This window comes from Microvirga lupini, from assembly GCF_014191055.1.
In the GTDB taxonomy this organism is placed as follows: Bacteria; Pseudomonadota; Alphaproteobacteria; order Rhizobiales; family Beijerinckiaceae; genus Microvirga; species Microvirga lupini_A.
On record NZ_JACHWB010000002.1, the window covers coordinates 584042 to 606024 of the forward strand.

General features: G+C 64.4%; 16 protein-coding genes. 7 read left to right on the plus strand and 9 right to left on the minus strand.

All coding sequences use genetic code 11. The features are described 5' to 3' along the window. The first annotated feature begins 393 nt into the window (after positions 1–393). Positions 394–3633: an Ig-like domain-containing protein gene (locus tag FHR70_RS09850; protein ID WP_183449555.1), complete on the plus strand. Its 3240-nt coding sequence runs from the start codon at positions 394–396 to the stop codon at positions 3631–3633. Positions 3634–3863: 230 nt separating this feature from the next. Here the strand turns inward: FHR70_RS09850 and FHR70_RS09855 are convergent, their stop codons facing one another. Continuing rightward, on the minus strand, positions 3864–4880 hold the full coding sequence (locus FHR70_RS09855) for an LLM class flavin-dependent oxidoreductase (RefSeq protein ID WP_183449557.1): 1017 nt from the start codon (positions 4878–4880) through the stop codon (positions 3864–3866). Positions 4881–4977: 97 nt separating this feature from the next. After that, on the minus strand, positions 4978–5778 hold the full coding sequence (locus tag FHR70_RS09860; RefSeq protein ID WP_183449559.1) for an AraC family transcriptional regulator: 801 nt from the start codon (positions 5776–5778) through the stop codon (positions 4978–4980). A gap of 130 nt (positions 5779–5908) precedes the next feature. On the opposite strand from FHR70_RS09860, the gene FHR70_RS09865 reads away from it, so the two are divergent. After that, positions 5909–7228, plus strand: coding sequence for a tetratricopeptide repeat protein (locus tag FHR70_RS09865; protein ID WP_183449561.1), 1320 nt, complete (start codon positions 5909–5911; stop codon positions 7226–7228). Positions 7229–7320: 92 nt separating this feature from the next. Here FHR70_RS09865 and FHR70_RS09870 read toward each other — a convergent pair whose 3' ends face one another. After that, the gene (locus FHR70_RS09870; RefSeq protein ID WP_183449563.1) at positions 7321–8031 is read right to left on the minus strand and encodes a L,D-transpeptidase; all 711 of its coding nucleotides are present in this window, start codon (positions 8029–8031) and stop codon (positions 7321–7323) included. Positions 8032–8540: 509 nt separating this feature from the next. Between FHR70_RS09870 and FHR70_RS09875 the strand changes: the two genes are divergently transcribed. After that, entirely contained in the window at positions 8541–10832 is a 2292-nt protein-coding gene (locus tag FHR70_RS09875; protein ID WP_183449565.1) for a putative bifunctional diguanylate cyclase/phosphodiesterase, read from the plus strand. 509 nt (positions 10833–11341) lie between these two features. Here FHR70_RS09875 and FHR70_RS09880 read toward each other — a convergent pair. The 4 genes from FHR70_RS09880 to FHR70_RS09895 all read right to left on the minus strand — a co-directional run bounded on the left by FHR70_RS09880 (position 11342) and on the right by FHR70_RS09895 (position 14781). After that, a complete protein-coding gene (locus FHR70_RS09880) occupies positions 11342–12811 on the minus strand; it encodes a DUF1254 domain-containing protein (protein WP_183449567.1) in 1470 nt (489 codons plus the stop codon). A gap of 118 nt (positions 12812–12929) precedes the next feature. Next, entirely contained in the window at positions 12930–13268 is a 339-nt protein-coding gene (locus FHR70_RS09885) for a hypothetical protein (protein WP_183449569.1), read from the minus strand. 192 nt (positions 13269–13460) lie between these two features. After that, entirely contained in the window at positions 13461–13847 is a 387-nt protein-coding gene (locus FHR70_RS09890; protein ID WP_183449571.1) for a response regulator, read from the minus strand. 121 nt (positions 13848–13968) lie between these two features. After that, positions 13969–14781: a hypothetical protein gene (locus FHR70_RS09895; RefSeq protein WP_183449573.1), complete on the minus strand. Its 813-nt coding sequence runs from the start codon at positions 14779–14781 to the stop codon at positions 13969–13971. A 124-nt stretch (positions 14782–14905) separates the two neighbouring features. Between FHR70_RS09895 and FHR70_RS09900 the strand changes: the two genes are divergently transcribed. Further along, positions 14906–15775 carry a DUF6502 family protein gene (locus FHR70_RS09900; protein ID WP_183449575.1) on the plus strand — a complete coding sequence of 290 codons (870 nt, stop codon included), beginning with the start codon at positions 14906–14908 and terminating at the stop codon, positions 15773–15775. Beyond that, on the plus strand, positions 15772–17097 hold the full coding sequence (locus FHR70_RS09905; RefSeq protein ID WP_343058775.1) for a DUF5666 domain-containing protein: 1326 nt from the start codon (positions 15772–15774) through the stop codon (positions 17095–17097). Before FHR70_RS09900 ends, FHR70_RS09905 begins: the two co-directional genes overlap by 4 nt. Before the next feature lie 267 nt (positions 17098–17364). On the opposite strand, the gene FHR70_RS09910 is transcribed toward FHR70_RS09905, so the two are convergent. Both FHR70_RS09910 and FHR70_RS09915 read right to left on the minus strand, forming a co-directional pair. Further along, positions 17365–18858 (minus strand): tetratricopeptide repeat protein, encoded by a 1494-nt coding sequence (locus FHR70_RS09910; protein WP_183449577.1) that lies wholly within the window; start codon positions 18856–18858, stop codon positions 17365–17367. A gap of 60 nt (positions 18859–18918) precedes the next feature. Further along, positions 18919–19635 (minus strand): TetR/AcrR family transcriptional regulator, encoded by a 717-nt coding sequence (locus tag FHR70_RS09915; protein ID WP_183449579.1) that lies wholly within the window; start codon positions 19633–19635, stop codon positions 18919–18921. A gap of 196 nt (positions 19636–19831) precedes the next feature. Between FHR70_RS09915 and FHR70_RS09920 the strand changes: the two genes are divergently transcribed. Continuing rightward, positions 19832–20320: a RidA family protein gene (locus FHR70_RS09920; protein WP_183449581.1), complete on the plus strand. Its 489-nt coding sequence runs from the start codon at positions 19832–19834 to the stop codon at positions 20318–20320. Between the two features lie 86 nt (positions 20321–20406). Beyond that, a complete protein-coding gene (locus FHR70_RS09925; RefSeq protein ID WP_183449583.1) occupies positions 20407–21954 on the plus strand; it encodes an MFS transporter in 1548 nt (515 codons plus the stop codon). Positions 21955–21983 lie beyond the last annotated feature (29 nt).

Genomic DNA, 21983 nt, shown 5'->3' on the forward strand with positions numbered 1-21983 from the left:
CTCCTAGGAAAATGTGCTATCCCCTTCCCATAGGGAAACAACGGCAGTTGAAGTGCTGCGAAGCACACGGGGGCGGGCATGGCGCAATTACGGGCGACACGATACGGAGATTACAATCCCTTGCAGTGGGATTACCTATATCTCCACAGCGGCGAGACGGCCAATTATGCTTACCCCCTCGAAGTAAATGTCCAAATCTTCAATGACTCTGGCCTCCTCGTATATGGAACTGATTTTGGAGACTACGTAGAACTGTTCCTTGAACAGCCCGTACCATTCGGATCCCTTCCGTGGGCCCAGCTCGGGAATGCTGGATATTACTTTGATTTTTCTCAACACACAGGACGAGTTTCATTACTCGGAGGCAACTATCGCGATTATCTGCTCGGCGGCTTGAACTTCGACACGCTGACCGGCGGCGGAGGCCTGGACCGGTTCCAGGGAACCGCTCAGACGCTGGCGGGCGATACCATCACCGATATTCAGGATGGTGAGACCATCACTCTGTTGAGCGGCACATTGCAGGCCGCAAGCCTTACCGGCAATATCCTCAACTATACGGTCGATGGACTTGCGTATTGGATCACGGTGAATGGCGCGGCCAGCCGGATCTCGGTGGCCGACAACGTTATCACCTTCGACAACACCGCACCGTTTGTCGCCAGCATCAATCGGTCCAATCCCTCCCCGACAGGCTCAAGCCTGGTCAATTACACCGTCACCTTCTCGGAAGGTGTGTCGGGAGTCGATGCCAGCGACTTCACTCTTGTCACCAGCGGTCTCAGCGGCGCTTTCATCTCTCAGGTCACCGGAAGCGGCTCGACATACACAGTGACCGTCTCTCTGGGTTCCGGCAACGGAACGGCTCAAATCCGACTGAATTCTGGCGGTACCGGCATCAGCGATGCCGCCGGAAACCTGATCGCTGGCGGCTTTTCCGCAGGGCAAGTCTATACGGTCGATCAACTGGCTCCCGAAACCACCATCCTGTCCGGCCCGCCCAGCCTGTCGAATTCATCGTCGGGAACATTCACCTTCTCGTCGAATGAGAGCGATGTGGGATACCAGGTGAGTTTCGACGGCTCTTCGTTTGTAAATGCCTCAAGCCCCCTGAGTTTCTCCGGGCTCGCCGATGGCAATCATACGATCGCGATCCGTGCCGTTGATGCGGCTGGCAATGTCGACCCGTCTCCGGCAACCTACAGCTGGACGGTCGACACCACCGCGCCGGCGGCTCCGCCCCGTCCCGATCTGGATGCCTCATCGGACACCGGCCGCGCCGATGACGACGACGTCACCAGCGATACGACACCAACGTTCACCGGCAATGCGGAAGCCGGCGCCACTGTCACCCTGTACGACGGCGCGGTGGTCATCGGTTCGGCTGTCGCGACCGGCGGCACATGGAGCATCACCAGCACTCCCCTGACCGATGGCATGCACAGCATCACCGCCAGGGTGACCGACCTCGCCGGCAACCAGAGCCCTGCTTCGCCCGCCCTTGCAGTGGAGATCAAGACTCAGGCCACCGTCACTGAAGTGACAGGTGTCTCCTTCTCGTCCGATACCGGTGCGTCCGCCACGGACCTGATCACCCGCGTCGCCGGGCAGACCATCTCTGGGGGCTTGAGCGCCAATCTCGCCGCAGGTGAGCGCGTGGAGGTCTCGTTCGATAACGGCAGCACCTGGACGGCCGCCACCGCCGCGACAGGCGATTCCAGTTGGTCGCTGAACACCACACTGGCCGCAGGCGCCCATACGCTTCAGGTGCGCGTGACAGACGCGATCAACAGCAATGGTCCGGTGGGCACCTGGAACTACACGCTCGATACTGTCGCCCCAAGCGTGACCATCAACAGCAGCGCCTCGCAGTTGCAAGCGGGCGAGACGGCCACTATCACCTTCACGTTCACCGAAGATCCGGGCGCGAACTTCACCTGGGATGGCAGCGCGGGTGACGTTGTCGTCACTGGCGGTACGCTGTCGGCCATGTCGGGCTCAGGCCTCACCCGCACCGCAACCTTCACCCCTGCCGCCGGCACGAACAATGGCACGGCCAGCATCACCGTAAATGCGGGTGCCTATGCCGACCTGGCAGGCAATGTCGGAACGGCTGGCGCAATGCCGTCGCTGCACTTCGACACGTTGGCGCCGGGCGTGCCGTCTGCACCGGATCTCGCCGCCAGCAGCGACAGCGGAAACTCCAACTCAGACAACCTGACAAACAACACGGCGCTGACCCTGAACGGCACGGCCGAATCCGGTGCCACCATCAGGCTCTATGACACCGATGGCCTCACGGAAATTGGCAGCGGAGTTGCAACCGGAGGCGCTTGGTCAATCACGACGTCGCCTCTTGCCGCCGGCAGCCACACCCTCATCGCAAGGGTGACGGATGCAGCAGGCAACAGATCGCCGGCATCCGCTGGCCTCACCGTGTTCATTGACGTCGCTGCTCCGACGCTTGTGCAAACCAGCCCTGCCGACGACGCTGTGAACGTGGCTCCCACGGCCAATCTAGTGCTGACCTTCTCAGAGGCGGTTCATAGAGGCAACGGCACGATCAAGCTGCATGACAGCACCGGCGCCATCATCGAGAGTTTCGATGCGGCGAGCAGCAGCCGTCTTGCGATCTCGGGCAATGTTCTCACGATCGATCCCACGAACCCGCTCAGCACCGGGAGCGGCCATTATTATCTCACGGCATCCGCCGGGGTTCTCAAGGACTCTGCCGGCAACAACTTCGCGGGCATTGGGGACGGCACAACCTTCAACTTCAGCGTCTTCCTCGACAAGCCTGCAGGTCCTATCATCACGCCCAATGCAAAGGGTGGAGTGAACATTACCATCACGGATCCGTCGCAGCTGACAGCGGCGCTGGGGACGGGCGAAGTGGATCATGTGTTGTACGGTGGGTCAGGAACAGTGGCACTGCCGGGCAACATCGAAAACGTTACCTTCACCGGCGGCAATGCGCGTGCGCGCGGAAACGCACTCGACAATACCCTGACCGGCAGTGCGGGAAACAATCTTCTGCAAGGCGGCAGTGGCAATGACCGGATCTCCGGCCGAGATGGTGACGATCATCTCTCAGGCGGCAGCGGCCAGGACCGCTTGAGCGGCGGCGCCGGTCGTGATCGGCTCTATGGCGGGTCCAACAACGATCGTGTTGATGGCGGCACCGGCAATGACATCCTGGCAGGCGAGAGCGGCAACGACACTGTGATTGGCGGCGAAGGCAATGACAGGCTCACCGGTGGCTCAGGCAATGACGTCATCTATGGCGGGCTTGGTGCCGACGTGATCGACGACAATTACGGGCGTGACGCAATCGTGTTCAACACGCGGCTCGGCAAAGGTGAGGTCGACACGCTCACGAACTTCAATGTCGGACCCGATACGATCTGGCTGGAGAATGCAATCTTCAAGGGTGTGGGCAGCCGCGGCTGGCTGAAGGCAGATGCCTTCCACATCGGAGCCAAGGCGGCGGACAAGGAGGACCGCATCATCTACAATGCCAAGAAGGGCATGCTGTACTACGATGCGGATGGCGTGGGCGGACAGGGACAGATTGCATTCGCCAAGCTGTCCAAGCACCTGAAGATGACCGAAAAGGATTTCCTCATCATCTAACCTATGTCGAGATCACGAACAGGAACGCCCTGCTGGCTCTGTCTGGCGGGGCGTTTCTTTTGAAATGAAGACAGAGCGGCCCAGGGCTCCGATCGTTGTACTTTCCAGCCAGAATGTCCCCATAAGCTCCGGTACTTCAGGATCGTGACGTTCTTCATGGAACATCGCGAGGGAAGTACGAGTGCCGGCCCCTACCGACCCGGTGGCGCGCCTGAACCTCGAACCGATCCTCACCGCCAGCCCATGGCCGGAGCGACATGCTTCAGGATGGCCTCGATCACGTGGGCGTTGTAGGCGACGCCGAGCTGGTTCGGCACGGTCAGAAGCAGCGTATCGGCCTCCGCGATCGCCTCGTCGGCTTTCAGTTCCTCAACCAGCCTGTCCGGCTCCGCCGCATAGGAGCGGCCGAAGATCGCGCGCATGTTGTCGATGATGCCGATCTGGTCGCCCTCCTTGCCGCGTCCGAAATAGGTGCGGTCGCGCTCGTCCACGAGGGCGAAGATGGAGCGCGAGACGGAGACGCGCGGTTCGCGCTTGTGACCAGCCTCCTTCCAGGCCTCCCGGTAGCGGCGGATCTGTTTGGCCTGCTGGACATGGAAGGGCTCGCCCGTCTCGTCCTCCTTCAGGGTCGAGCTCTGGAGGTTCATGCCCTGCTGCGCGGCCCACATGGCCGTGGCGTTGGACGCGGAACCCCACCAGATGCGCTCGCGCAGGCCTTCCGAATGCGGCTCCAGGCGGAGCAGGCCGGGCGGGTTGGGGAACATCGGGCGCGGGTTCGGCTGGGCAAATCCCTCGCCGCTGAGGACGCGGAGAAACACCTCCGTGTGCTGGCGGGCCATGTCGGCATCGCTCAGCCCCTCCTCCGGCGCGTAGCCGAAATAGCGCCAGCCGTCGATCACCTGCTCGGGCGAGCCGCGGCTGATGCCGAGCTGGAGGCGCCCAGCGCTGATCAGATCGGCCGACCCCGCATCCTCGGCCATGTAGAGCGGGTTCTCGTAGCGCATGTCGATGACGGCGGTGCCGATCTCGATACGGTTCGTCTTCGCCCCTATGGCCGCCAGCAGCGGAAACGGCGAGGCGAGCTGGCGCGCGAAATGGTGTACGCGAAAATACGCCCCGTCCGCGCCGAGCTCCTCGGCCGCCACCGCAAGGTCGATGGACTGAAGGAGGGTGTCGCGGGCGGACCGGGTCTGCGATCCGGGTGCAGGCGACCAATGTCCGAACGAAAGAAAACCGATCTTCTTCATGAGGGGGTCCCTTGCAAAGGCCTTCAACCGGCTCAGCCCGTGAGCCGCCGGATGGCTGGTCGCGATCAGGACCTCGTACGCCCCCCGCCGCGGCAGATCAACCGTGCCGCATATCCGCCCTACGTCCGCGCATATAGGCCTGGGGGCTGCATCCCATCTCGGTGCGGAACGCATACACGAACGCCGAGGTCGAGCCGTAGCCGAGTTCCAGGGCCGTGCGGGTCACGTCCAGGCCACCGCCCATGAGTTCGATGGCCTTGAACAGCCGCAGACGCCGGCGCCAGGAGCGCAGGCTCATGCCTGTCTCGGCCTCGAAGCGGCGGGCGAGCGTCCGTTCCGACATCCCAAGCTCCCGGCTCCACGCCTCCGGCCCACGCGGGTCGGCCGGATCCGCATAGAGCGCCTCGCACAACGCCGTCAGGGACGAGCCCCCACGCGGCCACGGGAGCGCGCCCAAGAGGGCTTTCGCCCGCCGGAGCTGGTCCAGGATCAGGCCCGTCACGCGGCCGGCATAGCCGTCCGCATCCTCTTCCCCGTCGAGCGCGGTCACCTCGACGATGAGCGCGTTCAGCAGCGGCGTGACGGCGAACACGGTCGGGTTCTGCGGAAGGCCACGACCCACCTCGTTGGCGATCCAGAGGCTGCGGAATTCCGCTCCGAGCAGGGATCCGACCCGGTGCCTTAAGCCCGTCGGCAGCCAGACGGCCTGCTCCGGCGAGATCACGAGGGAGTGCCCCTCAACCGTGACCGTGAGAACGCCGGAGATCGCGTACACCACCTGGTTCCAGTCATGGGCATGGTCTGGAAAGACGTGGCGTGCCGGGATCGTCTGCGCCCGCACGGTGACCGGTCTGGGCGGGTCGAGGCCGGGGGGTGCCTGAATCCTTTGCCATGTCATGCCGATCTCCAGTTTGGCGGTTATTCGATACAGAATGGCCGGCTGTCAAAATACGGACAAAAGGAAGGTGCGTATAGATGCCTGAAACATGCGCCGATGCGCGTCCGATCCTTAGACCGAGGACCCTGTCATGACCCGCCTCGACAGCCGTGGCCTGCCCCTCTCGACAGCCTCCGACCGCGCGGTCGAACGCTACCGGGAGGGCGTCGACCTGCTCCTCTCGGCCTGGCCCGGCGTTGCCGAGGTCCTGGACGAGGCCATCGCGGCCGACCCGGACTTCGCCCTCGCCCATGCCGCGCGGGCCCGCCTGCACGTGATCCGCACGGAGGTGGCCAAGGCCAAGGCACGGATTGCCACGGCGGAGGAGATCGTCGCCCGGCGCGGCACGGAGCGCGAGCGCAGCCATGTGGAGATCCTGTCGTTGGCCATCAACGGCAACTCCGCCAAGGCGCTGGAGCGGGCGCTCGCGCATGCCGAGGTCTGGCCGCGGGATGTTCTCATCCTGTCGCTGCCGCTCGGCGCCTTCGGGCTCTTCGCCTTCTCCGGCATGGCGGACCATGACCAGGCGCGCGTGGATCTCTGCGAGCGCCATGCCCGGCACTTCGATGACAATGACTGGTGGTTCCTGACCTACCGCGGCTGGGCGCATGCCGAGAACGGCAACGTGGCGCACGGCCGTGCACTCACCCAGCGTGGCTACGATCTGCGGACCGAGAACGCCAACGCGGCGCATGCGCTCTCGCACGCCCTGTACGAGGGCGGTGCGCACGATGAGGCAGAGCGGCTGATCGAGAGCTGGCTCCCGCGCTACGACCGCAGCGGAATCCTTCACGGCCACATCGCCTGGCACTCGGCGCTGGGCGCCCTGGAGCGCGGCGATCCGGAGCAGGCGCTTTCGATCTACGCCGAACACATCCAGCCGTCGGTGACGGCCGGGATGCCGGTCAACGTGGTCAGCGATACCGCTTCCTTCCTGTGGCGGCTGAAGGCTTACGGCCACAATGTGCCGGCAGGTTTGTGGCAGGACGCGGCGGCCTACTCGGAAGGCTACTTCCAGAAGGCCGGCTTCGCCTTTGCCGACGTGCACATGGCTCTCATTGCGGCGGCGACAGGCGACAAGGCCGCAGTCGAAGCACGTGTGAAGGCTCAGATGGAGTTGATCGATACCGGAGCCTTGCCGGCGGGGCCGGTGGTGCCGGCGATCTGCCGCGCGGCGCTTGCCTTCGCGGACGAGGACTACGCAGCCTGCGTGCGCACTCTCGCGCCGGTCGCCGCCGAGGTCGTGCGCATCGGCGGCAGCGGCGCTCAGCGTGAGATGATCGAGGACATGCTGCTGCTGGCACTCATGCGCAGCGGCGAGACCGCGAAGGCCCGCGAGTTGCTCGACCGTCGTCTGCACCGCCGCCCGTCGTCGCGAGACACGCGCTGGCACGGCCTGCTCGCTGCCTGAGGACCATCATGTCGCAAACGAACGCAGGGCGTACCTGAAGCGAAGCATCGGATAGATCCCAAAAGTGCAAGTCCACTTTTGGGTCCGATGCCTTAAGCCGGCAGGACGATCACCTTCGTCTTGACCGGGGTTCGGTCGTACAGGTGCATCATGTCCTGCGTGAGAAGGCCGACGCAGCCGCTGGTGATGCCGTTGCCGATCGATTCCGCGTCGAGGCTGGCATAGATCGTGTAGAGCGTGTAGGCGCCGTTCTGGTAGAGATGAAGCGTGCGGGCGCCGAGCGGGTTGTCGAGGCCGCCCGGCATGCCGCGGGCCCATTTGGCCGCCTCGGGCTGGCGCTTGATCATCGCCGCGGGCGGGGTCCAGGTCGCCCATTCGCTCTTGCGTCCCACATAGGCGTCCCCGCTCCAGCGGAACCCGTCGCGGCCGACATTGGCTCCGTAGCGGGTGGCGTTTCCGTCTTCCTCGACGCGGTAGACGTAGTAGTTGCCGGGATCGACGATGATCGTCCCGGGCGCCTCCTTGGTGTCGTAGCGGACGGTCCGGCGGAAGTATTTGGGATCGACCTTGCTGACGTCGATCGCCGGGATCGGGAATTTTTCGTCGGGCACCGGCCCGTAGAGCTTCGCGGCCTCGGCATGGCTCATGCCGTCGGATGACATGCAGCCGGCCAGTCCCAGCGCGCCGAGACCGGCGGCCGAACCGGCCAGGAACGACCGGCGGGTGAGAAGCCCCGTTCCAGCCTTGAGCGAAGCCGCCTCGTCTCTCTCGCCGGCACCGGCGTTCCTACCGTCCATGATCATGATTGGGCCGCTTCCCTTGTCCTGGTGCCCGACGAGACCATGCTCCGGCAACCACCCGCTGAACGTCTTTGTTAGGCTTCAGATTGCCGTCGCACGGCTCGATTGGCAACCCCGGGCCTCCCGGCGCAGTCTCCGGCCCCTCTCCCGTCTCACGCAGCTGCTCCGTTCGGGCTGGGACAGTCCAGCGACGAAGATGACCGATGGTTAACCGTATCGGCATAATTCCTGCACCGATCGGCACGGTCATATTGACTTGTCGCCAGGATCAGCGAAGCTCAAAGTGATCAATCGCGCTGGATTGGGAAAGCGAGCCGTGCGCTCCTCCTCAAAGGCATGACGCCGCCCCACCGCGCCGGTGAGAGTCCGGCATTGTCAGGTCTGGCAGAACAGACCCTTCTTCCTCATCACGATCAGCAGAATACTCAAATATTCAAAGCCATAAGAACAACAATTCGGCGTAACGGGGGCCTGATACGATACTGACCGCCCTTACGCGATAGGTGGCACAATTGCGTAAAGAATCTGTCTCCATTCGCCTGGCGGGCCCGCAGGTCTCAGGTAAGGCTCTGCCGTTGATTGCCTTGATCACCCTGACAGGGCTCAGCCTGGCGGCATTCGCCGTTTTCTGGGCTGTCCGCCAAAGTGACGCGGCCGCCATCGAGCGGCAGCTCCAGATGACGGAGCGGAGTGTCCGGGGCATCGTACGCGAGCTTTCGCTGCAACAGGAAGTCGTCGCCGTTTGGGACGATCCGGTGCTCCAGCTCAACAAAAGCCCTTTGGACACGCAATGGCTGGACGAGAATCTCGGTTCCTGGCTGACCCGCACCTATGGTCATGATCAGGTCTACATTCTGAACACCCGGAACGAGCCGGTCTTTGCCGCCGCAGACGGTGCTCCGGTTGACACGCGCACCTTCAACCAGGTCGAGGTGGATCTCGGAAGTCACCTTGCCGAATTACGGGAACAGCAGGGACAGTTTCTGAAGAAATCCACCGAGTCTGCACCGGATGGCAAACATCTGACGTCAGGGCGAGCCGTGTACGATGCTCACCTTCTGAAGCTGATCGGCCGGCCCGCCGCTGTCAGCGCCATGCGGATTGTTCCCCATTCAGACGCGGTGACGCAGCAGCCCGGCAGCGAGTTCATTCTCGTCAGCGTTCGTTTTCTGGATGGAGCCTTCCTCCGGCAACTCTCCGAGAGAAACCTCATCGAGGGGCTGCGCTTCTCGCCCACCGGCCACACGGACTCGGAGGAAGTCTCGGTTCCTCTCAGATCGGATATGGGAAGCCTCATCGGCTACCTCGTCTGGAAGCCTGAAACGCCGGGCACGAAGATCCTCGGCATGATCGGGCCGGCCGGCGCGCTGTTGAGCCTTCTCATCCTTGCTCTCATGGGGCTGCTGCTTGGTTGGCTGGGTCGCGCGATGTCGGCTCTCCAGCGGATGGTTGTGGAGCTTAGGGCCAGTGAGGCGCAAGCGCAGCATCTTGCCTTTCACGATGTGCTCACGGGCCTGCCGAACCGGGCTCTGTTCGATGACCGCCTTGATCAGACCCTGGCCCGAACCCAGCGCGGTGAGAAGGTCTCGGTGCTGATGCTCGACCTGGACCGCTTCAAGCATGTGAATGATACGTTGGGTCACCACGCCGGCGACAGTCTCATCCGAGAGTTCGCAGGACGGTTGCAGAAGCTGTTGAGGAGCAGCGATACGCTGGCCCGGCTGGGGGGCGATGAGTTCGCCATCATCCAGACGGGGATTGCGGGTGACAAGGACATCGACGCTCTGTGCAACCGCATTCTGGCGGCCGTTCGCCAGCCCTTCGACGTTCTCGGCCACCAAGCCTTCGTGGGCATCAGCATCGGGATCGCTTCTGCGCCCGATGCTGGGTCCGACCGTGTCGAGATCATGCGGAAGGCCGACATCGCGCTCTACCGCGCCAAGGCAGAAGGCCGCGGCTGCTATCGCACCTTCACAGCCGAGATGGATGAGACCGTGAAGGTGCGAGGCTCCATCGAGGAGGAACTTCGGGACGCGCTGGCGGCAGGTGAAGGATTGGAGGTTGCCTACCAGCCTCAGGTTGCCGGAGCCGGCAAGCCTGTCGTGGGGCTTGAGGCGCTGGTGCGGTGGCGCCATCCGACCCGGGGAATGATCCTGCCTGACCAGTTCATTCCCGTCGCAGAGCAAACGGGTCTCATTTCACAGGTCGGAGAATGGGTTTTTCGGGATGCCTGCGCCACATCGCGCCAATGGCCGAACCTCTTCATCTCGGTCAATCTCTCTCCGGTTCAATTCCGCGTCGAAGGCTTTGCGGAGCGCATGATCAAGATCGCCCGTGAGAGCGGGACCGATCCTGGCAGGATCGAGCTTGAGATCACCGAGGGCGTGCTGCTCGAGGACGGCGGTCAAACCGCCCAGACGCTGAGCGCTTTGCGGTCGGCGGGCTTTAGGATTGCGCTCGACGATTTCGGCACCGGCTACTCAAGCCTTGGCTACCTGCACCGCTACCAGGTCGACAAGATCAAGATCGATCGTTCATTCGTGAGCAGCTTGGGTAAGGAAGACAGCGCGACGGCGATCGTCGGCGCGATCATCGCCCTGGGCCAGGCCATGAACCTGACGGTCACGGCCGAGGGTGTGGAGACCCACGAGCAAGAGCGCTTCCTTCGCAGTGCGGGCTGCGACGAACTGCAGGGCTACCGGTATTCCAAAGCCCTGTCCAAGGAGCAGGTCGCCCGCCTGCTCGATCACGCCTCTCAGCCCGAGAAGAAAAGTGTTCTGATGGTTTCCCCCGTGACGAGCTGAGCGCCACGTGATGACGAGCGACGCACGGGTTCAGGAGAGCGCCATCTCATCAGTGCGTTGGCCGCGATGCTGTCGAGCGCCTCGCTGAACGTCTCGTGTGCGAATGGCTTCAAGAACACGCGCTCGTTCCGCTAAAGCATCGGACCCGAAAGTGGACTTGCACTTTTGGGATCCATCCGATGCTTTCTTCTTGAATGAGAGCATCGTTCGGGCGGACCCAGCGGGCCGCGCAAGCGAAAACCGAGTCCACTTTTCCGCACGATGCTCTACCACGCGGCGAAAATGGACAGGCACGCCCACCCTTCCTCGCCGCCACGAATGCGTGACGAACTCTTGGGCCATCTTCAGCGCATCGAGCCCGAGGAGCGGGATTGCGAGGAACGCTGGGAGCGGACGTTACTGACGTGGCCCTGCGGGTCTGGACTCGAGGATGCGCTCTTCAAAAGAGGGAGCATCGGACGTGAAAAGCGGCAGATCCACTTTTCACGTGCAATTCTCTGGAAGACCGTTCACTGGACGACGATGCTCGGCATCCTTTCGAGCTTCGTGACCGGAGGCGGGTTCCACCGTCCCGTCAGGGCATCCGGCATCGGGGCGTAAAGTCTCATCGTCAGGTTGAAGGGTCCCTTTGGCGCAGGAAGCCAGTTGGCCTCCTTGTCCTTGCCGGGACTTTCATTCTGGAAATAGAGGTCGAGCGAGCCGTCCGCATTGTACTTGAAGGGCATCCAGCTGCTCACCGCGAAGCGGTTGAGAGTGTTCGCAACCTGAAAGCCATCCGGGTCGTAGAGCGTGATCGACCAGAACGCGGCGGTCGGGGGCGCCTTGCCCTTCTCGAAGTGGATCGTGTACCTGTTCGCGCCGTCGAGCGGCCTGCCGTCCGCGTCGCCCAGATTGAGCGGATAGATCGCGTCCTCCGGTAGATTGGCGCCAAGCCCCAGCTGGGCCACGATGGCCCGCTTGAGATAGTAGTTGCCGTAGACGCCCATCGTATCGGTGTTCATGGACCAGCCGTTCGCAACGCGGGCGATGGTCCTGATCTTCCACTCCATGAGCTTCTGGGCGCTCTCCGGCGCGGCATCGAGCGCCTTCCTGACGACCGGGTCGATCTTCTCGACGTCGATGCTCTTGCCCGCCTCGATGCCGATCCGCTTCATGCGCGCCAGGATCGGCTCATCGGTGACATGGGGGCCATTGACCTTCAGGAGTTCCGCCGCGTAGGCGAAGTACCTGACGCCCGGCATCGTGTCGACCTGCTCCTTTGGCGGCGTCTTCATGTCGACACTCGGGTCGATCTTCACGTCAGGCGCCCGTGGAGGCTTTCCCCAGTCGGACAGGGGCGTGATCTTGAACCCTGCCTGAACCCTGTGGACTGCATCGTAGTCGGGCGGGCCGTCCGTCTTGGTGCGGCCGATGATCCAGACATAGGGTGTCGGGGCGTCGATGCGCTGCGTCCCGGCGGGCAGCCGGAACTCCTCGAACCTGTCTCGCAGGTCGGGACGCCAGCCGGCTGGCGCAACCAGGAACTCGCCCGCCTGGGTTCCCGTCGTGCGCCAGCCCGGCGACGCGAACACGTCCGTCCACATGTCGAGCATCGGCAGGAGATAGTAGCGCCCGCCTGTGTCAGGGACCGAGATGACCACGGGCTCCTTGGCGAGGTCCAGATAGGCGACCGAATAGAGCGTATCGAAGTTCGGTCGAACGACGGCCTTGTCATCGGGAGACGGATAGGCAGGCAGGTTGTTGAACATGTTCATCGGACCGCGGCCCGGGACCTTGCCGGGCTCGAGGTTGGTGAGCTGCTTTCGTGTCACGTCCATGGTGACCAGCGGATAGAAATACACGTAAGCCTCGACCGCAATGTCCTGAGCCTCCTGCTCGGTGACCGCAAAGGCGCTCGTTACGGCACCTCCGATCCCGACGGCGCCCACCAGAACCGCGGTGCCAAGCCACTTGGTGGTGTGATTGAGAAGCTGGGACATGAGATGGCCACTCCCTGAAATGCGCCCATGCGCCGGTGCCAAGGTATCGATGGGCTGAGGTTGATCGGCGTCGTGACGACAGTTCACTCACTTCAACAGAAGCAGGGTGCCTGCTGGCTCATGGATTGCCGCGTGCGCGCCGGGTCGAGGCCGGCGGGGCATTGCCGCTCGCCATCTGGATGCAGGTGAGGACGTCGACATAGCTCGGGGCGCCGCCGACAGTGGTCTCCCGGGCGCACATCTCACGCTGACGGGGATCGAAGCTCGCCCATTGTTGCTCCAGTTGGCGGCGCGCCTCGGTCTCGTCGCGGACGCAGTTCTGATCGGTGTCCTTGTCGCTCGCCTCAAGGCGCGGGGCGGCCTTGCACATCGCCGCGATGTCAAACCGCGGGAGCTCCTCCGCCCATGCGACTGGGGTGGCCAGCAGCAACATTATCAGGCTTGCGATCCGGAGCATGCCGTCCCTCCCAGGCTGTCGGGTGCCGTCGCTGGTCATCCATCATAGGCGAAGCTGACGAACTTGCTTGACCGGACGGGACAGTGGGCTGACAATTTCGGACAGTCGACAGCCGCGATGGATGCGATGTGGATCAGGCCTGGGACGTGGCCAAAGCGATGACGCGTTATCGGGGAGGAACGATCCGCGGGTTCAGGAGAGCGCCATCACATCAGCCCGTTCGGCCACAATGGTGTCGAACGCCTCGCTGAACGTCTCGTGCGCAAATGGCTTCAGGAGCACGCGCTCATGCCGGTAGCGTGCGGGGATGATGCCGGGATCGTAGCCCGTCACGAAGATGAACGGAATGCCCCGGTGGCGCAGGATGTCGGCCACGGGATAGACCACGAGGCCCGCCATATTGACGTCGAGGATGGCGAGATCGAGGTCCTCTTCGAGCGCCAGCGTGATCGCCTGTTCGAAGGTGGCGGCAGGGCCGACGACGTGTCCGCCGCCATCGCACACCATGTCCTCGATCAGCATCGACACGAGGGTCTCATCTTCGACGACGAGAACACGCGGGCTGCGGACAGTTTGCATGGGCGCTTCCCCGATGGTCCGGACGTGATGAATGGATCCTTGCATGTGAGCCCGCCGGCGCTGGGTGGATCGTGATGGAAGATGCGTCCTGCCGCCGGTCGGCGGCAGGACGCCAGGATCGTTACGGCTGTGAGGCCTGGATCTCGCGAGCCTCGGCGACGATCTCATCGAACACCGCGGATTCCGGATCGATGTCGAGCCCGAGCCGCTCGTTGAGCACCTTGACGGGCTCTTCCGGCACGCCGGGCTTCGACAGCTGAGCCAAGGCCGTGGCGGCCGCGGTGATCTCCGCATCGGTGATCTCGTCCTCGACATCCGTGCCGAGCGTGAGAGCCTTCTCGTAGGCGGCGATCAGCCCGACCGTCGAATTCGGCGCAGCATTCCGCCGGGCCGTCGCCGAGGCATTCACCGCATTCATGCGGCCGAGCTTGGCGGTGTCGAGGCCGATGGTCTTGGCGCTGGAGGCTGCCTTCTTCGCGTCGGACGAGATGGTCTTATCGGTCTCTCTGGCCTCGCGCCTGGCATCGCGGGTGCTGTGCGCCTGCTCGGCCCTGGCCTGCCCCTTCGAGGCTGCATCGCCAGCCCCGGAGCTGCGGCCGCTGCGCTCGCCGCCACTGCGGGAATTCTCGGCCCCACCACCCCGCGACTCGCCGCCGCGACCACCGGAGCCGCCGCCGTTTCCACCACCGCCACCGGAGTTGCCGCCACCATGGCCGCCGCCGCCGTTCCCCCCTCCGTTGCCACCGCCATTTCCGCCGTTGCCGCCGCCATTGCCGCCGCCGTTTCCACCCCCGTTACCGCCGCCGTCGCCGCCTTTGGCTTGAGCCTGAGATTTGTCGAGCTTGAGCGAGGTGAGATCGAGCGACAGCGGCTGCAGGCTGATGGCGAACCCTAAGGCGAGCGCCGAAACAGTCAGAGCAAGACGTCGTGTCATGAGGTTTCCTTCCAAAACGTGTGAGCCTATCAGCCCCCTTGTCTCAAGAATTATGTGAGAAATTTTCCCACGTCAACCTGGTTGTGGGATTGCTTCCCACGTCTGATCGGCTTACTTAGACCTTATGTCCGGCGACGCCCCCCGCTCCCTCGACCCAGCCAAGCTGCACGCGCCCCTGGCGCGCCTGCTGCGCCCCCTCGTGCGGCTCCTGATCCGGAGCGGGATTACGTTCCCCATGCTGGCGGAGCTGCTGCGCGAGCTTTACGTGAATGTGGCCGAGTACGATTTCGCCCTTCAGGGCAAGGAGCAGACGGACAGCCGCGTCAGCCTGCTGACCGGCATCCACCGCAAGGAGGTCCGCCGGCTGCGGGGCGCGGGAGCCCCGGTCAACGCGGTCCCGGCGACGGTCTCGCAGACGAGCCGCATCCTGGCCCGCTGGCTCGCGGACCCGGACTTCACCGGCCCCGATGGGCGCCCCCTGCCCCTCCCCCGCACAGCCGAGCCGTCGCAAGCATCTTTCGAGCGCCTCGTCGCCTCGGTCACGCGCGACGTGCGGCCCCGCGCCGTGCTGGACGAATGGCTCGACCGCAGGCTGGTGGTGCTGGACGCTGAGGATCGCGCTGTCCTGGCCGAGGCGGCCTACGTGCCGCGCGGCGGAGACGATCAGCAGCTCTACTATCTCGGACGCAACCTGCACGACCACATCGCCGCCGCGGTGGCGAATGTGGAAGCCGGGTCACCGCCCTTCCTGGAACGGGCCGTCCACTATGACGGGCTGACCAAGGAGATGGCCGAGCAATTGCAGCAGCGCTCCCGCGACGTTGCCATGGAGGCTCTCCATACGCTCAACCGGGAAGCCCACGCCGCCAGCGACAAGGCTCCTCCGGGGCAGTGGCGGTGGAATTTCGGCGTTTACGTCTATTCCGAAGAGGTGCCGCCGCCACCCGCTGCCGCGGCACCCACCGACACCAGCGACAAGGGAGCCAAGCCGTGAGGAACCACGCCGCTTCTCTTGCGCGAACCTCCGCTGGCTGGCTTGCGGTCCTCATGCTGCTTGTCGCGTCGCTGACGCTTGCGTGGGGTCAGAACGGGCAGGATCGCGGCATCGGCGGCACCGGAGTCGTGGCCGACGATCAGGACGGCGACCGGGGCATCGGCGGCACCGGCATGATGGGCCGCATCCGCGGCTTCGGCAGCATCATCGTCAATGGCCTTCACGTGAACTACGCGCCGGACGTGCCGGTGCGGATCGACGGGCAGCCCCGTGCGGTGTCCGACCTGAAGATCGGCCATGTGGTGCGGGTGGTCGCCGAGACCCGCAACGGCAGGCTGGCCACACGGCAGATCGATGTTGCCAGCGAGGTTGTCGGCCCGGTCGAGACAGCCGACAGGACGAGCCTGAAGGTGCTCGGGCAGACCATCTCCACGGAGGCGCTCACCGCCGCAGGCTCGTGGCAGCGCGGCGACCGCGTGGCGGTGTTCGGCCTGCGGCGGCCGGACGGCACGATCGTCGCAAGCCTGATCGAGCGCCGGGAGGGCGGGCCTGAGCGGGTCGCCGGCCAGGTGAGCAGATCGCGCAACGGTGACCTCGGCATCGGGACGTTGAAGCTCACTGGCGTTGATCCAGCCCTCGTCGGCACCCGGGCCGTGTTTGAGGGAGCCTATGCCAACGGCACGCTCCAGGTGACCGGAACGGCCAAGGAGCGGGATCTCCTGGGGGCGAATGTCCGGCGGTTCTCCATCGAGGCCTATGTGGAGCGGACACGAACCGGGCTGCGCCTCGGTTCCGGACTTGAGGTAACGGGCCGCCCCTCCGCGACCCTGCCGGTCGGCTCCTATGCCCCGGCGGTGGTGACGGTCGTGAGCGATCAGAGAGGCCGTCTCGGCGTCGAGCGTGTGTCCCTCGAAGGAAAACCGACGCCATCGGGCCGATCGACCCAAGGGGTGGAGAGCGGCAATTCGCGTAGCACGCCGGCGGATGCGCGGGGACGCGGGACCGGACCGCGCGATCCCAATCCAGGTTTCGGTCCTTCCCGGCAGGATTCTGCGCCGGGTGGCGCCCGCGGACGTGACAACCAGGGCGGGTCCTCCGGCAATCGCTCAGGCGATGGGGGCAACAGCGGTAAAGGCAACGGCGGCGGCAATCAGGGCGGCGGCCGAGGTGGCGATCACGGCGGCGGACATGGTGGTGGCTCCGGCGGCTCCGGTGCAGGCGGCGGTGGTAATGGCAACGGCGGCGGGAACGGCGGCAGCCATGGCGGGGGCGGCAATGGCGGAGGGAATGGTGGCGGCAACGGAGGCGGAGGAAAACGCTGACGGGACCGGAATGATCCCACGCCGAAACCGACAATGATTGTTCAGCGACCTTCGGAGGGCTCAGCCGGCTGCCATCCTGCAGCACCAGCCTGATTGGCGTTCATCGGCACAAGCGTCAGGGTCGCTGAATGCCGCGCCCCTGAGGTATCTCAAGCATCGGCCGTGAATTCGAACTCACATTCGATGCTTTAAGTTTTTTGGTTTGACGCATCTTTCCACGCAAAACCGGTGCCCACTTTTGCGTTCAATGCTCTAGTCGTTGCCGCGTCACTGCCTCTGCATGACGATGTAAAGACCTGGCACCGGCTTGCCTGCCTCGAGCCGGATGGTGCTCTCCTGGGTCTCCAGGATTGCGAAATAGGCCGCCGCGACTTTGAGGTGGTCGAGGGAGTGGGCGAAGCGGCCGGAGGGCTGCAGGGTGAAGCCGTCTCCTGCGGCAAGCTCGATGCTGAGCGCAAAGATCCCCCCTGGCACCAGTGCGTCGGCGGCAGCGCGCATCAGGGGCTTAAGATCGCCGAAATAGATCAGCGAATCCGCCGCGAAGATGAGATCGAAGCGGCTCTGCGCGGCCTCCAGATAGGCGCGGGCCTCCGCTTTGACGAGTTCAGTGTATGGACCGCGCTTTGCCGCCTCGGCCAGCATCCCTGAGGACAGATCGACGCCGATCAGGTTTTCGCCGAGCGGCTGCAACTCTGCGGCGGCAAGCCCGGTGCCGCAGCCGAGATCGAGCATGTGGCTGAAGCCGGTCCGATGTCCGGCCACGAGTTTTACCATCTGGCGCGGAGCGTTGTACTGGAGCGTCTCCGTGAGCTTGCTGTCGAACTGGGGCGCGAAAAGATCGAAATAGGTTTCGATGTAGTCCGTCGGAGCGCCCGTCACGCTCCGCCCGAGGACGGCATCGAGCAGGTAGCGCCGGACCGGATCGTCGGGCTTCTCGGCCAACCGCATCCTGCCGATTTCGGCGGCGGCTTCGAGATGGCCGGAGGCGCTGAGCACGGAAAAGGCATCGCGCGCGATGATGTCGAGATCCTCGCGGTCCTCGCCGGCGATTGCACCGTAGTTTTGAAGAGCCTCCTGAACGCGCCCTTCGATCATGGCCTGGAACGTGATGGCGCGGGCCCGCTTCTGCCGGGAAGGCTGATCGAGTTCCAAGGTGAGGCGGGCAGCCGTGTCGAAGGCGCGCGCGCAGGCAGCGAAATCGCACACGATGAAGGCCAGATGGCCGAGGGCGAAATGCGCCAGGCCATTGACGGGATCGAGCTCGACGGAGATGCGCACGGCAGCGAGCGCTTCCTCATAGTGCTTCTTCCTGAACAGCAGCAGGCCGAGCCCGAGATGAGCCGCGGACGCCTGCGGATCCAGCGCGATGGTGCAGCGATAGGCTTCCTCCGCCGTCTCGGCAGCGTCGAGCCGGTCCGCAATGCTGGCCAATGCCTGCCAGGAGGGGGCGCTGTTCCGATCAAGATCGAGAGAGGTCCGGATCGCCGTCAGGGCCTGCTCGTCGCGGTCCGAGGCGCTGTAGACGCTCGCCAGATCGCGCCAGAGATCGGGATCCTCAGGGGTCAGGGACAGTGCTGCCTCGAAGGTGCGCGCGGCCGTGTCGAACCGTCCGTTCTCCCAATGCATGAGACCGAGCTTGCGCAGGGCGGGAGCCGGGTGCCCGAACCGATCGACGATGCGGCCGAAATCCGGCAGGCTCGCCTGCAGATTGGCCACCAGGGCCATGGTGACGCCGATATCGGGAAGCTGGATGTTCGTCATGGTAAAACCCGCATGCCTTGTGCGCCTGACGTCAGGTCACTGGGTGCAGGCATAAACGCGTTATCTTGGCTGAGCCTTGCTGCGCCTCGGCGCGATGCCGTCGAGCAGGAAGTCGAGGCCTCTTCGGAAGGCGCCGTCCCAATCGTCATCCAGCAGGAGACGCGAGCGCTCGATGGTCGGGTAGTGTTGGCTGAGATCCCTCAAGCGCTGCTGCGCGGCGGCCCTGTCATCGTCGGAGCGGTCGAAGCTCCCCCGGGTGACGGTGGCGCCCATCACGTAGTTCCAGAGCGACCAGATTCCTGCGTTCAGATCCGCATCCGCGACGCCGGCTCTGGACAGGGTCCTGGCCAGCCGTTCCAGGCGGCCGAGGATGTTCGGGCCGAGCGCCCGGCGCGGCAGCAGCGAGGCCGACCAGGGGTGGCGCAGCATGCAGGCGCGCCAGTCCTCGAGCATGTGAATGACGTCTGCGCGCCAGTGTTGTGCCTTGCCGGTTTGCGCCGGCTCGCGATAGGCGAGCACCGAGTCGAGCGCGAGATCGAAGACCGCCTCCTTGCTGTCCACGTGCCAGTACAGGCTCATGGCGCCCGCGCCGAGCCGGTCGGCCAGCCGGCGCATGGTCAATCCGTCGATGCCTTGCGTGTCGAGCAGGTCCACTGCATTCGCCACGATCCGCTCCAGAGACAGCGACGCCTCGCCTGCCGGCTCCTGCCCGGATTTTGGGGATACGCCCGTCCTTCGAGGCTTCCTGCTCCCGGGGCTGCTGCGTTTGACTGCCATCGTCTTTCCATGCCGTTCAGGTCGCCGGTCTAGACCGACACCCTGAGGCTTGTCGATCCCGCACCATTGACTCGTACGCCGTACGATGTCATTCACTCGTACGCCGTACGATAGAGTCTAGCAGCGGCGGCTCGAAGTTCAATCCCGCCGGCTACGAGGGCTCAATGCTCCCGGTCGGCGGAGCCGAAAGACCATCATGTCACGCGCCATCAAACATCTGTTTATAGGAGGGTTCATCATCATGAGCATGGGTGTTTCCCAGGCAGCCACAGCGACTGAGACCAGCCGCAAGCCAACCATCGTCAACCCGAAGAACCTCTACGACCCGTCGCCCAACGGCTACAGCACGGCGGTGATCGTGCCCGCCGGCGCCAGAGTGGCGTACATTTCAGGCCAGGGCGGCCAGGACAGCACGGGCGGCCTGTCACCCGACTTTGCCGTCCAGGTCGAGCAGGCCTATGCCAATCTGCGCGCCGCCATCGAGGCGCTTGGCGCAAAGCCCGATCAGGTCGCCAAGCTCACGGTCTACGTGGTCGATCACGACATGTCGAAGCTCGAGGTGCTGACCCGGAACGTAAAGGCGATGTTCGGCGCGGCACTGCCGGCGCAGACCCTGGTTCCCGTCCCCAAGCTCGCCATCGAGCCCATGCTGTTCGAGGTCGAAGCCGTGGTGGTACTGGACTAGCACATCCGGAGATCAGGGCTGTTCGGGTTGCCGAATCCGCGCAGGGGCGTGTAAGAACCTGCCCCTGCCAAGATGAAAGTCGATCCATGCAAGTAGAGGCCATTGTTCAAGACCAGCCGCTTGCTGGACGTCGCGAGTGGATCGGGCTCTGCGTTCTGTCGGTCGCCTGCCTGATCTACTCGATGGATCTGTCCGTTCTCTTTCTGGCCATGCCGGCCATCGTGGCGGATCTTGATCCATCGGCATCGGAACTGCTCTGGATCAACGACATCTACGGCTTCATGGTCGCGGGCTTCCTCGTGACCATGGGCACGCTGGGCGACAGGATCGGCCGCAGGCGCGTGCTGCTCATCGGCGCCTCGGCGTTCGGCGTGGCATCGGCGCTCGCCGCATTCTCAAGCACCGCGCAGCAGCTCATCATGGCGCGCGCCCTGCTCGGCATCGCCGGCGCGACATTCGCTCCGTCGACCTTGTCCCTCGTGGTCAATCTCTTCTCGAACGAAAACGAGCGGCACCGCGCCATCGGGATCTGGGGTGGCGCCTTCGCGCTGGGCGGGCTGGTGGGACCGCTGATCGGCGGGGCGCTGCTGCAATACTTTCATTGGGGATCGGTGTTCCTGATCAACATCCCGGTCATGCTCGCGCTGTTGGTCGTCGCACCCTTCCTGCTGCCGGAATACAGGAACGAGGGCGGCGAAAAGCTCGATCTCCTCAGCGTGGCGCTGTCGCTCGGAACGGTGCTGCCGATCATCTACGGCTTCAAGCACATGGCGGCCGATGGCTTCGCGCCGCGCCAACTGGTGGCTATTGCGGCCGGTCTGCTGGTCGGCGTGCTGTTCGTGCGCCGCCAGAAGGGCCTCGCGCATCCGCTGATCGACCTGCGCCTGTTCCGCATCCCGGCCTTCACGGCATCCCTGATCGTCAATCTTGCCGGCATGTTCTTCGTGTTCGGCGTGTTCCTGTTTCAGAACCTGTTCCTGCAGCTGGTTCTCGGCCTGTCGCCGCTCGAGGCGGCCGTGTGGTCCGTGCCGTCAGCGCTCGTCTTCACGGTCATGTCGTTCCAGGCGTACCGCTTCACGAGCCGGCTCGGGCCGGTCAGGACCGTTCTTTTTGGGCTGCTCGTCTATACAATCGGCGTCTCCGCGATGGCCTTTGCCGCCTATGCCGAGAGCCTCGTCGGCGTGCTGACGGCCAGCATGCTGGTGGGCCTCGGCTTCGTGCCGGTGGTCCTCACCACGACGGGCCTGATCGTCGGCACCGCGCCACCCGAGCAGGCAGGCTCCGCCTCCGCGATTTCTGAGACAAGCGCGGAGTTCGGCGGCGCGCTTGGCGTCGCCATTCTCGGAAGCCTTGGCACACTGGTCTACCGCATGACGATGGATGGCGTGGACCTGAGCGGGCTGAACGCCGCGCAGCAGCTTGCCGTCTCCTCCACGCTTGCCGGCGCGGTCGAGACCGCCAAGGCGATGGGCGACACCGCACCGGCGTGGCTGGACGTGGCACGCAGCGGCTTCTCGCTGGGTTTTGCGGCCTGCTGCGCCCTCGCGGCCGTGACGCTGCTCGGTCTGGCGGCTCTTGCTCACAGGATCTATTCCAGCGCTCATATCGAAGAGAAAGCCGCGATGCCTCATTAGGCATCAACCCTCGATCGCAATGGCACTCA

Bases quoted from the DNA above. Each gene is read 5' to 3' on its own strand.
- FHR70_RS09855 (WP_183449557.1), bottom strand. From the start codon at position 4,880: ATGAAGAAGATCGGTTTTCTTTCGTTCGGACATTGGTCGCCTGCACCC.
- FHR70_RS09860 (WP_183449559.1), bottom strand. From the start codon at position 5,778: ATGACATGGCAAAGGATTCAGGCACCCCCCGGCCTCGACCCGCCCAGA.
- FHR70_RS09865 (WP_183449561.1), top strand. From the start codon at position 5,909: ATGACCCGCCTCGACAGCCGTGGCCTGCCCCTCTCGACAGCCTCCGAC.
- FHR70_RS09870 (WP_183449563.1), bottom strand. From the start codon at position 8,031: ATGATCATGGACGGTAGGAACGCCGGTGCCGGCGAGAGAGACGAGGCG.
- FHR70_RS09880 (WP_183449567.1), bottom strand. From the start codon at position 12,811: ATGTCCCAGCTTCTCAATCACACCACCAAGTGGCTTGGCACCGCGGTT.
- FHR70_RS09885 (WP_183449569.1), bottom strand. From the start codon at position 13,268: ATGCTCCGGATCGCAAGCCTGATAATGTTGCTGCTGGCCACCCCAGTC.
- FHR70_RS09890 (WP_183449571.1), bottom strand. From the start codon at position 13,847: ATGCAAACTGTCCGCAGCCCGCGTGTTCTCGTCGTCGAAGATGAGACC.
- FHR70_RS09895 (WP_183449573.1), bottom strand. From the start codon at position 14,781: ATGACACGACGTCTTGCTCTGACTGTTTCGGCGCTCGCCTTAGGGTTC.
- FHR70_RS09900 (WP_183449575.1), top strand. From the start codon at position 14,906: ATGTCCGGCGACGCCCCCCGCTCCCTCGACCCAGCCAAGCTGCACGCG.
- FHR70_RS09910 (WP_183449577.1), bottom strand. From the start codon at position 18,858: ATGACGAACATCCAGCTTCCCGATATCGGCGTCACCATGGCCCTGGTG.
- FHR70_RS09915 (WP_183449579.1), bottom strand. From the start codon at position 19,635: ATGGCAGTCAAACGCAGCAGCCCCGGGAGCAGGAAGCCTCGAAGGACG.
- FHR70_RS09920 (WP_183449581.1), top strand. From the start codon at position 19,832: ATGTCACGCGCCATCAAACATCTGTTTATAGGAGGGTTCATCATCATG.
- FHR70_RS09925 (WP_183449583.1), top strand. From the start codon at position 20,407: ATGCAAGTAGAGGCCATTGTTCAAGACCAGCCGCTTGCTGGACGTCGC.